Origin of the sequence: Thermococcus argininiproducens, assembly GCF_023746595.1 — an archaeon.
GTDB classification, from domain to species: Archaea; Methanobacteriota_B; Thermococci; order Thermococcales; family Thermococcaceae; genus Thermococcus_A; species Thermococcus_A argininiproducens.
This window is the reverse complement of the sequence record NZ_CP080572.1, coordinates 1876594-1889452: the sequence shown is the minus strand read 5'-3', so window position 1 is coordinate 1889452 and position 12859 is coordinate 1876594. Positions and strand designations below refer to the sequence as shown.

Below are 12859 nucleotides of genomic sequence, written 5' to 3'. Positions count from 1 at the left end.
TTAGGGGATAATTGTATAATTAGCGGTTCTTCATTGAGTGTCTAAGTGGATAACTTCTCATTCTTTTACTGTTTTAGTAACTATGAATACCTGGATTAGTTTGACCCCAGGAGTAAGAGAGATCTTGTTTACAATGCTTCCCAGTTCAGTAGTACTTTCCACTATAACCTCTAAGAACAGTTCGAATTCTCCAGTAACTTCGTATATACGGGTTATTTGGGAAATTCTGGCTAAGGTCTCACCTAACTCAAAAACACGTTTCATAGGCTCGATTCTTAAAAATATCAATGCCTTTAAGGGCTCATTCATGTTCCTCTTCCCCAAATAATTTTTCCAAATTACAAGAATGTTCTTTCATTATTATCATAGTAGAAGTTTTGTTAATCCCACCTATTTTGGTTAATGTGGTCAATAGGGTATCTCTCAGCTCACTTACGTTTTTAACAACTACTTTGGCCATTATGTCATATTCTCCACTCACTTCATAGAGTTCAATCACATTTTTTATTTTTTTGAGCTCTGTTATCACGTGTTCACGCATTTGAGGTTCTATTGCCATTTTTATAAATGCTAAAACACCATAACCTAGTTTATCGAAATTTACTTTTATTGTACTCTGCTTTATTATTCCTCTATCTTTTAGTTTCGCTAACCTTTTCTTTGTAGCAGTAACACTTATGCCCAAAACCTTTGAAATATCCACAAGTGAGATGGAACTATCCTTTACCAAGAGTGAAAGAATTATCCTATCTTTGTAATCTAAGTTCTTCTTTATATTGCTCCCCTCCTTTTTAGAGTTATAATCCAACGAGTTTTCCATTTTCCACAAGAACGAACTTTGAGTCCACTTTTAAACTAGCATTTTTTATACTGAGGTCAACATGAGCAGGAGCTTTGGTTTTACCTCCTAAATGCCCTGCATTGTCTCCTAGTCCTATTATAATCACGCCTCTAGCACTTTCGTCTTCAGTGGCATTTCCACGTATTTTCATTAGGGGGTGTACTCCCACTCCAATTTCGGCTATCTTGTACATATCACTGTTATCGTATGAATCTAGTAGTTTTTCTAATTTTTTAGCGTCATCTCCTCCAGAAATATCTATTATTTCTCCATTCTCTATTTTGAGGTGAATTTCTGAGTTTATGATACCTAAATGACTGATGCTTCCGTTAACTATAACTTCCCCATTTGTGGTCCCTTCAATAGGGGCAATACCAATTATACCTCCCGGTATTATTGTGAATTTTCCTGGAGTATTGGCCAGTCCATCAACATAAACGGCAGCTCTACCAGTTATAGAAGTGGTAAGAATTTTTCCGTACTTTGAAATTAGTTCCAAACTTGAAGCATTGCTAAGGATTGATGCAATTCTCTGTGTTTCGTTTGCTAATGTTTTTGGGTCTATAGAGAGGGCCCGAGAGAACATATCTTCATCGATCCTAGGACATGAGGCTATTCTTTTTCCTTTATTCAAGAGATCTTCAAGTGGCCTAGAGAAGCTTAAGGAGGTATTTGAAATAAGTATTATTGCGTTTGCAAGTTCTAATAAGGGGAACGCCTCTCTAGGGATGTCTTCATTTTCTAATGTTACATTAAATGAGAAAACATAAGGTATTGCTCCGTTAGTTAGAATCTTTGAGACTATTTCGTGAATCAGGTTCCATTTGTTAGAGAAATCAGATATTAATAGCACATTTTCGTTTTCTTTTATTCTCAAAACTTCTTGAATCAACGTTTGGGCAGCCCGATCAAGAGTGGAAGTAGATTTCATATAGTTTTGCCTCCTAATAAATGCTTAATGCAAGTTATTAAGTTTATCTTTTTTTTTAAAAATTGGGTTAAATTTTTAAACTATATTTTGGACTTCTACGTAAAAATCCGATTATAAAAACTGTTTCAAAATGCTTAATTTTAATTTTTAAACGTCAAGCTTATATAGAAAACTATGTAAAAGATTTTGGTGTTTCCTATGGACAAACAAGAGATTCAAAGTCTTTTTCCAATACTCTCAGAAAAAAACATCTCTTATTTCGCTTCTTGTTCGTATGGTCCTCTAAGCAAGCCAGTGAAAGAGGTTTTATTGAATTACATAGAAGACTGGGAAAAGAAAGGCATGAACTGGGACTTTTGGATGGAGAAATATGAAGAACTTAGAAAAGAAGCAGCAAAGCTTATCGGAGCCCATGTAGATGAAATCGCTCTTACACCAAACGTGAGCAGTGGATTAGCATCAATAGCGACCGCTCTGGAATACAAAGGTAAAAATGTGGTGCTTAGTGACTTGAACTTTCCTACCGTAGGGCATGTTTGGCTTGCTCAAAGAAAACATGGTGCTAAAGTAAAATTTGTAAGTAGTAAAGAATGGAAAATTGAACTTGAGGAAATAGAGAAGGCTATAGATGACAACACCTTAGTGCTTTCAGAACCGCATGTTTGTTATCAGAGTGGATTCAAATATGAGAGTATTCTTGCTCTTTCAGACATAGCACATGAGCACGGAGCGCTGTTGGTTATTGACGATGCTCAATCAACAGGAGTTGTTGACATAGATGTTAAGAAAGAGCAGATAGATGTATTAGTTACCACAACTCTCAAGTATCTTCTAGGAGGTGCTGGTTTAGGAATAATGTACGTTAGACAAGAGCTAATAGAGGAGCTTGAACCTACAATAACAGGGTGGTTTGGACAACAAAATCCTTTCTCTTTTGATATCTACAATCTAGACTATTCAAACAGTGCCCGAAGATTTGAGAGTGGTTCCCCTGCAGTTCCCACAATATTGACTTCACTTGAAGCTATTAGACTCATAAGGAAAATTGGTCCGAAACGCATTGAGTCTCATGTATCTTCCTTAGTTTCATATGCAACGGAATTAGGAGAGGAGCATCATTTGGACATTCTGTCACCGAAAAATCAAGAAAACATGGGGCCAATGTTTGTTTTTAAAACAGAAAACCCCCACAGAATTGCGAAGAGTCTCTTACAGAACAAAATTATTGTATCCCCAAGAGGACCTGCGGTTAGGGTGGCAATGCACATTTTCAATTCTAAAGAGGATATTGATAAGTTGTTTGATTATTTGGCAGTTTTGGAGAGGTGATTAACGTGCCGGAAATTAGTGGAAAGGGTAGAGAAACTTGGGCGACTAAAACAGGGGCGATTTTGGCCCTTATAGGTGTTGCAGTAGGGCTTGGGAATGTATGGAGATTCCCATACATGTTAGGAAAATTCGGTGGAGCAGCATTTTTAGCCGTCTATCTTTTTTTAATAGTTACAATAGGAATACCTGCTCTTTGGGCGGAATTTACAGTTGCTAGATACACAAAAAGCGGGCCTGCAACAGCATTCATAAAAGCAGGACTTCCAGGCGGAAAATATGTCGGATGGCTACTTGTAATGGTGGCCATCATGGCGGTCTCTTACTATTTAGTGGTAATAGGATGGGTTCTTTGGTATTTCTTAGGATCCCTTGGAGGGATGTACACTAATGTGGACGCTGGAACCTTCTTTGAGAACACATTGGGCAGCATGTCAATACAAGCAGCAATGGACTTGATAGTCTTGGTGTTCATTGGCATGATATTGCTAGGAGGAATTAGAAAAGGAATAGAGCGTGCAAGTAAAATATTCATGCCATTTTTCTATCTGTCATTTATAGTACTTATACTTCGTGTATTCACATTGCCAGGAGCTATGGACGGATTGGCATACTATTTAAAGCCTAATTGGTCTGCAATAACTCCAATGACAATACTCGCGTCAATGGGCCAAGTATTTTTCAGTCTTGGCTTAGGAGCGACATGGATATTTATCTATGGCTCACACCTCTCTGATGACCAAGATTTGGTCTCTTCAGGTGTGTGGACAGCATTTGGTGATACTGCAGCGGCATTTCTTGCAGGTCTTGTGGTACTCCCGGCAGTTTTTGCATTTGGAATAGATCCCGCATCAGGACCACCACTAATCTTTATAACCCTCCCAGAAGTCTTTAAACAAATCCCAGGAGGCCTAATATTCGCTGCATTGTTCTTCCTTGCGCTATTCTTAGTTGCAGTTCTCTCAGCAATACCTGGATTTGAGATTGTTATTGATGCATTTGAAGAAAAATTTGGCTGGGACAGAAAGAAGACTACTATTTTCATGATTGTAATTGAATTTATCCTAGGACTTCCTACGATGTACAATCTAAACTTCCTACTCTACAACGATCTCTTTTGGGGATCTACAATGCTTCCAATAGGATCTTTAATAGCCATAATAACCTTTACATGGATTCTAGGAAGGTCTAAGGCTTTTGAGGAACTGAGAAAAGGCTCTAAAACAAAGTTTAAAGGAACACTTGAGACAGTCTTGTTCTATTGGATAAAGTTTGTCTTGCCAATATTCATAATATTGACACTCTTGTGGGGATGGTATTCCTTCTTTACTTCATGACCTTTTATTTTTTCTTTAAAGCAAACATGGTTGGTGGAGGTGGATGCAATGAGTGTAAATGGAATAAACCTGAAAGAGGTTAGAAATAACTTTCCAATGTTAAAGCATTGGGTTTTCTTTAATGCAGCAGATCAGATGATTCCTGGAAGATACTGGATGGATGCCATGCGTGAGTGTATTACTCTTTATGAGGCTGGGAGAATTGAAGATGATGCTCCGTATGGTCCAGCAACTCACCCATTTCTCACTACAGTTTTTTTTGAAACTATTAGAAAGTCAGCAAAACTTATACATGCAAAAGAGGAGGAAGTAACAAACCTCTACAGAGTGATGACTGGGGCAAACTTGATAATAAATGACTTAATAAAATGGCAAAAAGGAGATAATGTAGTCTTTACTGATATGGATTATCCATCAATCCCGTACATACTCCTTAATTTGAGAAGGAAAGGTATTGAACTAAGAAGGATCAAGAATGTCAATGGAGAAATCTTGATGTCGGATCTGGAAAAAGCTATCGATGACAATACAAAACTAGTGGTTGTAAATCACACCATGGCTTGGAGTGGATTTACATATGATGTCAAAGAGGTCTCTAAATTGGCCCATGAGCATGGAGCATACGTGCTTGACGATGCTATTCAAGCAGTAGGGGCAATAGATGTTAACGTGCATAAAGATGATGTGGATTTCCTTCTTACCGGGAGTTATAAGTGGCAGAGTGGCCCAGAGGGTGCAGGGATATTTTACATACGAGAAGACCTCATAGAAGAGTTTGACCCAGATTTTCGAAACTACATATGGGCGGATGTTCCAGGAGGAATACCTTTCGGAAGTCCAGAGCATGATAACGTGAAGCATTGGGACTACCCACTAGTGAAGACTGCAAACAGATTTGAAATGGGATTGTGTGTAACACCGGTTCTTTTTGGATGGAATGCTACCTTGGACTTTCTCTTAGATATTGGGTCAGAGAAAATTGAAAAAAGAGTGCGTAGTTTAGGGGATTACTTGGTTGACAGGCTTTATGAAATAGGTTGCACCCTTGTGACACCTGAAGATAAAAAGAAACGTCATGGTCTCATAGTTTATAGCACAGGAGATCATCAATTGGATCAAAAGACATACGAATACTTTAGTGCTCCAGCACCCCACGAAAAGCCAATAAAAGTTTCTCTAAGATTTGTTGGTGGAGTAGGGGGGATAAGAGTAAGCACTCACTTTTTCAATACAAAGGAAGAAATAGATTATCTAATTGAGGTGCAACAGAGGTTTTTAAAGAAATAAATCTCTGGAGGTGGAGGAAAATGAAAGAAATAATATTTACAGAAAAGGCCCCCAAACCTATTGGTCCATATAGTCAAGCCATAAAAATCGGGAATTTTCTTTTTATTTCTGGCCAGATTCCAGTAGATCCTGAGAGTGGGAAGTTAGTAGAGGGGGGTATTAGGGCCCAAACACATCAAGTTTTAAAAAACATCAAAGCCATAGTAGAAGCGGCAGGAGGAACATTGAACAATGTGGTAAAAGTTACAGTGTATCTAGATGATATGGATGATTTTGCAGAAATGAATGAGGTGTATTCTCAGTATTTCAGTGAATCAAAACCTGCTAGGGCTGCAATAGAAGTTTCCAGACTCCCAAAGAATGTGAAAATTGAGATAGAGGCTATTGCATATATTTAGTCTATTTGGTTTTCTTTTTAATTTATCTAAGGGCCTCATTAAAAAGCCCAGAGGTGATGTTATGATCCCAAAAATTAATTTGGAGAATAAACTCAAAGAACTTGACAAGCCATGGTCCCCAATCGAAATAGCAAGAGTTAACGAGTATGTGATCAGAATGGCCCTTTTCGAGGGAGAATATCACTGGCACAAACACACAAATGAAGACGAGCTTTTCTATGTTTATAGGGGAAGCATAGTGATCCAGTTAAGGGATCAGCCTGACATAATTTTACATGAAGGTGAAATGGCAGTGGTGCCAAAGGGCATTGAACACTGTCCTAGGGCCTTGGAATCATCCTATGTGCTAATGTTTGAACCTGCAGTGTTGAAAAGTAAAGGGGATTAGATTGTCCACACAAGAGTTGAGGACAGACAGAATTTTTTGAGTTCTAGTCGGCTTGACATTCCCTGTTCCTGACCTCTACCTATCTTGAAGGGCAATGCTTTCAGATAGCAGTAAGATCTTTAGGAAGGTCTCTAAGGTTCTATTCTTTCTTTAAATGTCACGTATAAAACTTCTAACTCAAACGTTCTAACTTATAAGTAAAATGTTAGAACTTCAAATGCTGGCCTCCATAAAATAAAGCTGAAAAAGAGAGTCAAAGGTTTTTATATACAAGTAACAGGCCTATTAACAGTATTTCTTCCATTACTGGAAAGTATTTTTGGTGGAAATAGGCCATTATATTGTAACTTCTAGGCCGTCAATTTTGTTATTTATTGACTTTACAACACTAAATGAAAGCTTCCTTCCTTTCTTTCTGATTTTAATTACTGTAGTTACAACCTCCTCAAACAGTGGGAGGGTGTGTGGGGTACCTGTTTTCAGGAGACTAATATTGGCAAAATAAAATGCTATTCTCTTTGTCCCAGTGAAGGAGAGGACAGTATTTATGGTGGCCAAACTATCTTGCTTGGATTCAGCTAGCAATAAAAGCTTTTCAAAGCCTAAAACCGGATTAATCACCTTGTCGCCTATTGATACAGAGTCAAGGATTTTCTTATATTCGCTCTCTCTAATAACTGGCTCGTTAATTGCAATACGGTCAAGAACTTGGCCAACTTCAAACCTACCTCCGGCCTTTATCACTTTAATATCATTTAAAATGCTCGTATCAAAGCCGGCCAACTCTAAATGGGTTTTGTACAAGTAAAGAGTGTCCAGAACATCATCAATAAGAATATCATAATCTTTTCTTTTACTCCAGGTTAATAAATGATAAAATCCTGCTACTGGACTCGTTAGTGAATCATGTTCTATTAGCACACTCTCTCCCCATTTTATTGAATCCCAAATCTTACTGATGATCTGCTCCATATGACTCACCATTATGACTTTATTTAATAATTAATTCCTTAAATATTTTATGAATATCTACTGCTGGATATTGTAAAATCTCTAATATTTATGTAAAAACATGAGAAAAACTACAAAAAATCCGAAAATTTTTGAAAATTTGTAAGTTATTGAGGAATAAAGCCTCATGCTTTTGAATGTTATTATGCCATAAAAAGCCTCGCATGTCAGAGCAGGGAAAAGGTCAGTAATTATTGGGCTCCAGAGAAACAACCATAAGTATTGTAGCAAGGGTAACTGCACCATTAACCAATATTTTGCTTTTAATGTCTAAAAGAAGAATAGTAAAAGGATTCAAGATAAGTTAGATTACAATTTCTTGGCCGTCAAGCTCAGGATTAAGTGCTTTGGTAATACAAAGTCTTATCCTCCCCCTCTCTTTTTCGAGCTCTATTATTGTTGTAGCAAGCTCCTCAAGCATAGTTAATGGATTTGGAATAATACCCTCCAATATGTCCTTATTTACAAAATAAAATGCTATTCTGCGAGTGTCTCCCACAAAAGCTCCAAGAATACTGACAAGTTTGATTGCATCATTTCTTCTTAAAATAACGTACCTCTCAACCCCCAACAAGAACGCAACAGTAAACTTTTCACTTACTAGCTTCTCGTAGACTTTCTTGTATTCTGAAAGTAATGCTGGCAATTCCCTATCTCCGTTGATGAACTTCACCACATTTACCTCGGGAGGTTCACGATAACCAATCTCAACAACCTTTGCTTTCTCCAGCGCCTTACATTCACTTTTCCCAATTTTCATGTACCTTAAGCACAATTCGAGTCTATTAAGAAGATCCGTAATCAGGATTTGGTATCCTCTGGCATTAGCCCACTTTATTATTTCTGCAAAAACGGGTAACGGGTTTACTTTGGAGGAATACTCAACTAAAACCACTTCTCCGGGATTTAACTTAGTAAATACCTCCCACATAACCATCCCTCAGTATTTTTGCAAAAAATAACTATTTAAACCTTCTCTTATTTCCGAATTAACCATAAGTTCCCTTTCTAATCCAAAAATATTGACTTTTTACCAGCATAAAGCTTAAAAATTCCCACTTGTGTACATTCCATGAACTGTTTCCATTTAGCCACTGCCAAGGGCCTCCCGGCCCATCCTATACTTGTGAGAAGTAGATGTTTTTCACAATTCTTTTCTTAACTCGCAGGCTTTCTAGACAAAATATTTAGCTTATTTTTCTGCTTCATTATTATTTTGACAGTTTTTACTACAATTATTTGTCATGTTGGTAATCGCTACCAGAGTAAGCTATATGTACCTGAGATTCAGTTATAAGTATTTGGAGGTATGTCATGGCAAGGAGAGGCCGTAAAAAGAAAAACAATCAAAAAAACACACATACAGGCCGTCAAGTTGTTTATTTAGATACTGAAATGATATGTGGGTATCTCTTAGATAAGGAGGAATCCGACACCTATATAACTGCCAAAAATAATATCAAAGCCCTTACTAATTATTCCGAAACATATATTGTTAAAATTTCTCAAGTTGTTGTTGGAGAATTCTCTTCTATATTATACCGAAAGAACGAGAACGAACTTAAAGGATGGGAAAGTCGGAATAAAGGTATATTAACTTCTAACCTTTCTTTAGACGAGAAAAGAGAGATAATTCTAGGACAATTTTATACTTTAATTAAAAACCTGAATGCAGAATTACCTCCAGTACCTCCGGAGGCTTATAGAATTGCTAGAATTCTCATGTGTTTAAACAATCCATATGTTAAAAACAAAGAGATATGTTTTGAAAAAATAGACGAAGTAGATGATATATCCTATAACTTTCACGATGGTACTTACCTAACCTCAACGGATGTATTAATTTTGGCTCATGCCATTGCTGATGAAGCCGATTATCTTCTCACAACAGACACGATTATGGTGGGAAATCCAACTGTCCAAAGACTCTGTGAAAAAATTGGAAGAAAACCTCTCAAAGTTATTGATAGCATTATCCAACAATCTTAACCTTCTCAATCTCTCTAATCGCTTCTAATATTTTGTCTTTAGTAAAGTATGGTTTGATATCCTGAATGGTTTTTACCACCAAATCCTCTCTTTCTTCTTCAGGTAAAGAGTTAAGGAAGGGCTTGTGTCTTCCTAACACCATTAGAAGTGTTGCTATTAATTCAAGTTCTTCTGTGTCTTTGTCTTTCACGAATTCTATGAAAGTATCTACTTTCTCCTCTGTAATAAACTCGTCTAAAATTTCTGGAATCTCACCATCATAGTCCCGTTCTATCTTGTAGTAATCATCTGCAAGTTCTGATGAATAAGGCCCTCTAATGTAAAGAGTGAAGTTATATTCCAAATCAATGCCAAAGTGCTTAGCGAGATAAACAAGTTTTTGGAGTCTCATCCTATCTTCAAAAGTCTCAATAGTAAATTTATATCCTGTCTTCTTTTCAAGAGCCTTTAAAAAAGCGACAAGCCTCTTAAATCTAGCCTCCTCCATTACTCTCTCCCATCAGTGGATATACATTAATCATATAAGAAACTTTCGCTACACTGCTGGAAATGCAGACAACAAAATCGTTTTATACACAGACGCCAAAATTCATCTGAAGTTATGTATCTACTAGAGGCAATATTTATATTAACTTTAAACTCCAAAATAATATTAGGGGTGATAAATATGAAAATCGAAATCAAGCTTAATTTCTTGCCATGGAATGAATTTAGATTTGAGTATAAGTTTTCCGAGAAAACTCCAAAAAGCAAACCAAAATCCATTAACGAGCCGAGAGTGTGTTTAAATCCCCCAATTGAGGTATCTCTTGAGCCCACAACCCAAGTTGTTATCCACCAATAATTTTTATAACTTAATCCACTTGACTTCTATTCTTTTAAGGTCAACATCTACTACAGGGGCTTGTCTGTTTAGCTCTTGAATTACTTGTTGTTGGATTCTTGCAACTAAGTTTTGATACAATTCATTAATAATATCTCTCAAGTCCGGATTTGTTTCTATAATTTCAGCAATATTCGGTGGCAACACCAGAGGAATGTTAAGTGAAATTGATGGGGGCATTTGTCTTATTGACTGGACCAAAACCTTAGCAATGTTCACATAGCTTATTGTAGAGCTCTCTAACAATCCACATACATTCTCATCTTCTACTTCTTGAAAATTGTTAGTCCTTAAGAGTTTTAACGGTTCAAATGGCTCATTTAATGCCATTTCTCTACTGTATTCCTTTAGTAATTCCCACATAACTTTTTCTAATTCTGGATCGGCATCTATAATATTTAAGCCAATTTCTTTTGCTTCTTCTTTTTTAATAGCATGACCATGAAAATATGTTTCCTCCACAAGCTTTTTGACAATATTTTCACAAGTGGCATCATCTGGAGAGTTCTTATTTAACTTCAATAATTTCATTGCGACCATTCTTATATAGTTATGCTGTCTATATACTTCTCCAATTGCCAGAGGATTTGCAACATTAGATAGCAACTCAAAAGCCTTTTGAGGCTGTTTTTGTGACTCATATTCAGAAGCAAAGTCAAGGTAAGCTCTTACAGCCTCAACACTTATTGGTATAGGATTGCCCCGAGGGTCTCTTGGGTTAAACGGAGTAGTTAAGGACGGATCAATTGGGCCAAGCTCCGCTGCTGGCCCGCATACAATTTCATCCGCACCTAATGCAATCATAGTTGCAGCACTATGTGCTCTGAACGGAATTAAGACGCCAAAATGGTCACAATATTCTCTTATCAGAGATACTATCTTCCAAGGGACTTCTGTAGCTCCACCCCGACTATACAGAAACAAATCAATTCTTTTGGTCCATCCAATTTCATCAAGAATCTCCTTAAATAATGGTAAGACATCATCTGAAATCTGGCTTAATGGAGGGTAATTTTTTCTATCTCCAGTAACATAGACAATCACTCTCGAATTTCTTAATTTCTCAATTTTCTCAATCAGTTTAACTCTATTTTCTCGAGACATTATTCAGCCTCCTTGAATAGCATTTATATCACCACTTGAAATACGAATTTATTATTTAAATAATTTATGTATGTAATTATTATTGGGGTAGAAACTTTTCCTATATCAACATAATAGAACTCTTTTACAAAATCTGAATCGACACAGAAATGTTAAAAGAAATTAAAGTGAAAAAATCTTACTGTGAGAATACCTCACATGAGAGAGTGCCAAACGAACGAGATGTTCATACATACGTAACCTATTTAAGGGAGTTAATCAAAAAGCATATCGTATCTTAGGTGTCGCAATTATTGTTAACATTTACAGGTGAGGCAAATGCCTTATGAGAGTTTAGTTGAAAAAATAAAATTTAGATCTGGAAAGTTTGATAAAGAACTTTTTGAGAGGATTGTTAAGTATCTCATTGAAAAGGAATTAATTACTCCAGAGAATATAGGAGTATATCGGAGTGGTATTGAAGTTAGAATAAAAACAATAGCAGAAATGGATCTAGTTAAGGAGTTCGGTATTGATATTGTACAAGCAGTCGATTATTTGAGTATTGCTTCTTTCTTAATCTCGGTGGTTCTTCTCTCAAAAATAGAAGGAGAAGAACCCTCTAGTGAATTGGAGCAATATATTGTCGAAAAATTGTACACTCCAGAGACAAAAAAGAAGTTTCTTACAAGGAAATTCATGACAAATCCTATCCTGGAAGAGTTTGAAATATTAAAGTTTGTCAAAGATACCCCTGAAGGTCCTCTTGAAAGTTATGGGGTTAGAATATCAATAGATAACTCAGGAGATATGGATTTTGAAGAGTTCTTCTTTGAAACTACAAAAGAGACCTTACAAAAAATTATTAAAGAAATAAACTCGGTGATCAATAATGATGCCAACGAAGGAAATAAAAAAGAGGAGTAGAGGATTCTATTTTCCCTTTGAAAAAAGATTTTCTCGTGATCTCTCTTATCATGTGCCCATAGAATTAATTAGGGAAGAACAAGCAGAAGCTGAACTAGATTACATTTTGAATGAACTTAAAGCTTACTATGAAAAATCACTTCACGAATCTATATATCAATTAGAGATTCCGAATCGTGAACAGAAACTTAGAGCCATTGTAAAAGGAATTTTGAAGACTCTAAAAGAAATACCAAATATTAAAAGGACAATCCCTAAGATACGAGTAGTTATAGCTCCAGATGAGGAGTATAATGCTAATTTCTTCTATGTAGTAGCTTACCTAAACCGAAAGAAAATAGATGAGGCAGTGAGGGCATTCGAGAAATTAGAAGACAACATTCTCTCAAAGTATCCTGATAAAGATATTCATATATTGTATAGTTTCTAAACAATGCTATTGAAAGGAGAGAGCTTAA

General features: G+C 36.4%; 16 protein-coding genes. 9 read left to right on the top strand and 7 right to left on the bottom strand.

What is annotated here, in order from left to right:
• Positions 1-57 precede the first annotated feature (57 nt).
• From K1720_RS10315 to K1720_RS10305, 3 genes are read right to left on the bottom strand one after another with little or no spacing between them, the layout of a single operon-like run.
• On the bottom strand, positions 58-309 hold the full coding sequence (locus K1720_RS10315; RefSeq protein ID WP_251949127.1) for an Lrp/AsnC ligand binding domain-containing protein: 252 nt from the start codon (positions 307-309) through the stop codon (positions 58-60).
• On the bottom strand, positions 302-820 hold the full coding sequence (locus tag K1720_RS10310) for an Lrp/AsnC family transcriptional regulator (protein WP_251949126.1): 519 nt from the start codon (positions 818-820) through the stop codon (positions 302-304). The genes K1720_RS10315 and K1720_RS10310 overlap by 8 nt, the downstream gene beginning before the upstream one ends.
• Complete coding sequence (locus tag K1720_RS10305) at positions 798-1772, bottom strand: 2,5-dihydroxypyridine 5,6-dioxygenase NicX family protein (protein WP_251949125.1); 975 nt, start codon at positions 1770-1772, stop codon at positions 798-800. Before K1720_RS10305 ends, K1720_RS10310 begins: the two co-directional genes overlap by 23 nt.
• A gap of 198 nt (positions 1773-1970) precedes the next feature.
• Here K1720_RS10305 and K1720_RS10300 point away from each other — a divergent pair, with 198 nt between their 5' ends.
• The 5 genes from K1720_RS10300 to K1720_RS10280 all read left to right on the top strand — a co-directional run bounded on the left by K1720_RS10300 (position 1971) and on the right by K1720_RS10280 (position 6508).
• Entirely contained in the window at positions 1971-3101 is a 1131-nt protein-coding gene (locus K1720_RS10300) for an aminotransferase class V-fold PLP-dependent enzyme (protein WP_251949124.1), read from the top strand.
• Positions 3102-3106: 5 nt separating this feature from the next.
• Entirely contained in the window at positions 3107-4435 is a 1329-nt protein-coding gene (locus K1720_RS10295) for a sodium-dependent transporter (RefSeq protein ID WP_251949123.1), read from the top strand.
• 48 nt (positions 4436-4483) lie between these two features.
• Positions 4484-5722 carry an aminotransferase class V-fold PLP-dependent enzyme gene (locus tag K1720_RS10290; RefSeq protein ID WP_251949122.1) on the top strand — a complete coding sequence of 413 codons (1239 nt, stop codon included), beginning with the start codon at positions 4484-4486 and terminating at the stop codon, positions 5720-5722.
• Between the two features lie 20 nt (positions 5723-5742).
• A complete protein-coding gene (locus K1720_RS10285; protein WP_251949121.1) occupies positions 5743-6120 on the top strand; it encodes a RidA family protein in 378 nt (125 codons plus the stop codon).
• A gap of 61 nt (positions 6121-6181) precedes the next feature.
• On the top strand, positions 6182-6508 hold the full coding sequence (locus K1720_RS10280) for a cupin domain-containing protein (protein WP_251949120.1): 327 nt from the start codon (positions 6182-6184) through the stop codon (positions 6506-6508).
• A gap of 336 nt (positions 6509-6844) precedes the next feature.
• Here K1720_RS10280 and K1720_RS10275 read toward each other — a convergent pair whose 3' ends face one another.
• Positions 6845-7480 carry a DUF257 family protein gene (locus K1720_RS10275; protein ID WP_251949119.1) on the bottom strand — a complete coding sequence of 212 codons (636 nt, stop codon included), beginning with the start codon at positions 7478-7480 and terminating at the stop codon, positions 6845-6847.
• A gap of 343 nt (positions 7481-7823) precedes the next feature.
• Complete coding sequence (locus tag K1720_RS10270; protein WP_251949118.1) at positions 7824-8456, bottom strand: DUF257 family protein; 633 nt, start codon at positions 8454-8456, stop codon at positions 7824-7826.
• A gap of 377 nt (positions 8457-8833) precedes the next feature.
• On the opposite strand from K1720_RS10270, the gene K1720_RS10265 reads away from it, so the two are divergent.
• Positions 8834-9508 carry a hypothetical protein gene (locus tag K1720_RS10265; RefSeq protein WP_251949117.1) on the top strand — a complete coding sequence of 225 codons (675 nt, stop codon included), beginning with the start codon at positions 8834-8836 and terminating at the stop codon, positions 9506-9508.
• Here K1720_RS10265 and K1720_RS10260 read toward each other — a convergent pair.
• Positions 9492-9995, bottom strand: coding sequence for a hypothetical protein (locus K1720_RS10260; protein ID WP_251949116.1), 504 nt, complete (start codon positions 9993-9995; stop codon positions 9492-9494). The two genes, K1720_RS10265 and K1720_RS10260, sit on opposite strands and share 17 nt — an antisense overlap.
• A gap of 180 nt (positions 9996-10175) precedes the next feature.
• Here K1720_RS10260 and K1720_RS10255 point away from each other — a divergent pair, with 180 nt between their 5' ends.
• Positions 10176-10352 (top strand): hypothetical protein, encoded by a 177-nt coding sequence (locus K1720_RS10255; protein ID WP_251949115.1) that lies wholly within the window; start codon positions 10176-10178, stop codon positions 10350-10352.
• Between the two features lie 3 nt (positions 10353-10355).
• On the opposite strand, the gene K1720_RS10250 is transcribed toward K1720_RS10255, so the two are convergent.
• Positions 10356-11495, bottom strand: a complete 1140-nt coding sequence (locus K1720_RS10250) for an SDH family Clp fold serine proteinase (RefSeq protein ID WP_251949114.1) — start codon at positions 11493-11495, stop codon at positions 10356-10358.
• A gap of 318 nt (positions 11496-11813) precedes the next feature.
• On the opposite strand from K1720_RS10250, the gene K1720_RS10245 reads away from it, so the two are divergent.
• Positions 11814-12401 (top strand): hypothetical protein, encoded by a 588-nt coding sequence (locus K1720_RS10245; protein WP_251949113.1) that lies wholly within the window; start codon positions 11814-11816, stop codon positions 12399-12401.
• A complete protein-coding gene (locus tag K1720_RS10240) occupies positions 12370-12831 on the top strand; it encodes a hypothetical protein (protein ID WP_251949112.1) in 462 nt (153 codons plus the stop codon). The genes K1720_RS10245 and K1720_RS10240 overlap by 32 nt, the downstream gene beginning before the upstream one ends.
• The last annotated feature ends 28 nt before the right edge of the window (positions 12832-12859 follow it).

Coding starts and splice junctions, on each gene's coding strand:
- K1720_RS10315 (WP_251949127.1), bottom strand. CDS start 309: ATGAATGAGCCCTTAAAGGCATTGATATTTTTAAGAATCGAGCCTATG.
- K1720_RS10310 (WP_251949126.1), bottom strand. CDS start 820: ATGGAAAACTCGTTGGATTATAACTCTAAAAAGGAGGGGAGCAATATA.
- K1720_RS10305 (WP_251949125.1), bottom strand. CDS start 1,772: ATGAAATCTACTTCCACTCTTGATCGGGCTGCCCAAACGTTGATTCAA.
- K1720_RS10300 (WP_251949124.1), top strand. CDS start 1,971: ATGGACAAACAAGAGATTCAAAGTCTTTTTCCAATACTCTCAGAAAAA.
- K1720_RS10290 (WP_251949122.1), top strand. CDS start 4,484: ATGAGTGTAAATGGAATAAACCTGAAAGAGGTTAGAAATAACTTTCCA.
- K1720_RS10285 (WP_251949121.1), top strand. CDS start 5,743: ATGAAAGAAATAATATTTACAGAAAAGGCCCCCAAACCTATTGGTCCA.
- K1720_RS10280 (WP_251949120.1), top strand. CDS start 6,182: ATGATCCCAAAAATTAATTTGGAGAATAAACTCAAAGAACTTGACAAG.
- K1720_RS10275 (WP_251949119.1), bottom strand. CDS start 7,480: ATGGAGCAGATCATCAGTAAGATTTGGGATTCAATAAAATGGGGAGAG.
- K1720_RS10270 (WP_251949118.1), bottom strand. CDS start 8,456: ATGGTTATGTGGGAGGTATTTACTAAGTTAAATCCCGGAGAAGTGGTT.
- K1720_RS10265 (WP_251949117.1), top strand. CDS start 8,834: ATGGCAAGGAGAGGCCGTAAAAAGAAAAACAATCAAAAAAACACACAT.
- K1720_RS10260 (WP_251949116.1), bottom strand. CDS start 9,995: ATGGAGGAGGCTAGATTTAAGAGGCTTGTCGCTTTTTTAAAGGCTCTT.
- K1720_RS10255 (WP_251949115.1), top strand. CDS start 10,176: ATGAAAATCGAAATCAAGCTTAATTTCTTGCCATGGAATGAATTTAGA.
- K1720_RS10250 (WP_251949114.1), bottom strand. CDS start 11,495: ATGTCTCGAGAAAATAGAGTTAAACTGATTGAGAAAATTGAGAAATTA.
- K1720_RS10245 (WP_251949113.1), top strand. CDS start 11,814: ATGCCTTATGAGAGTTTAGTTGAAAAAATAAAATTTAGATCTGGAAAG.
- K1720_RS10240 (WP_251949112.1), top strand. CDS start 12,370: ATGCCAACGAAGGAAATAAAAAAGAGGAGTAGAGGATTCTATTTTCCC.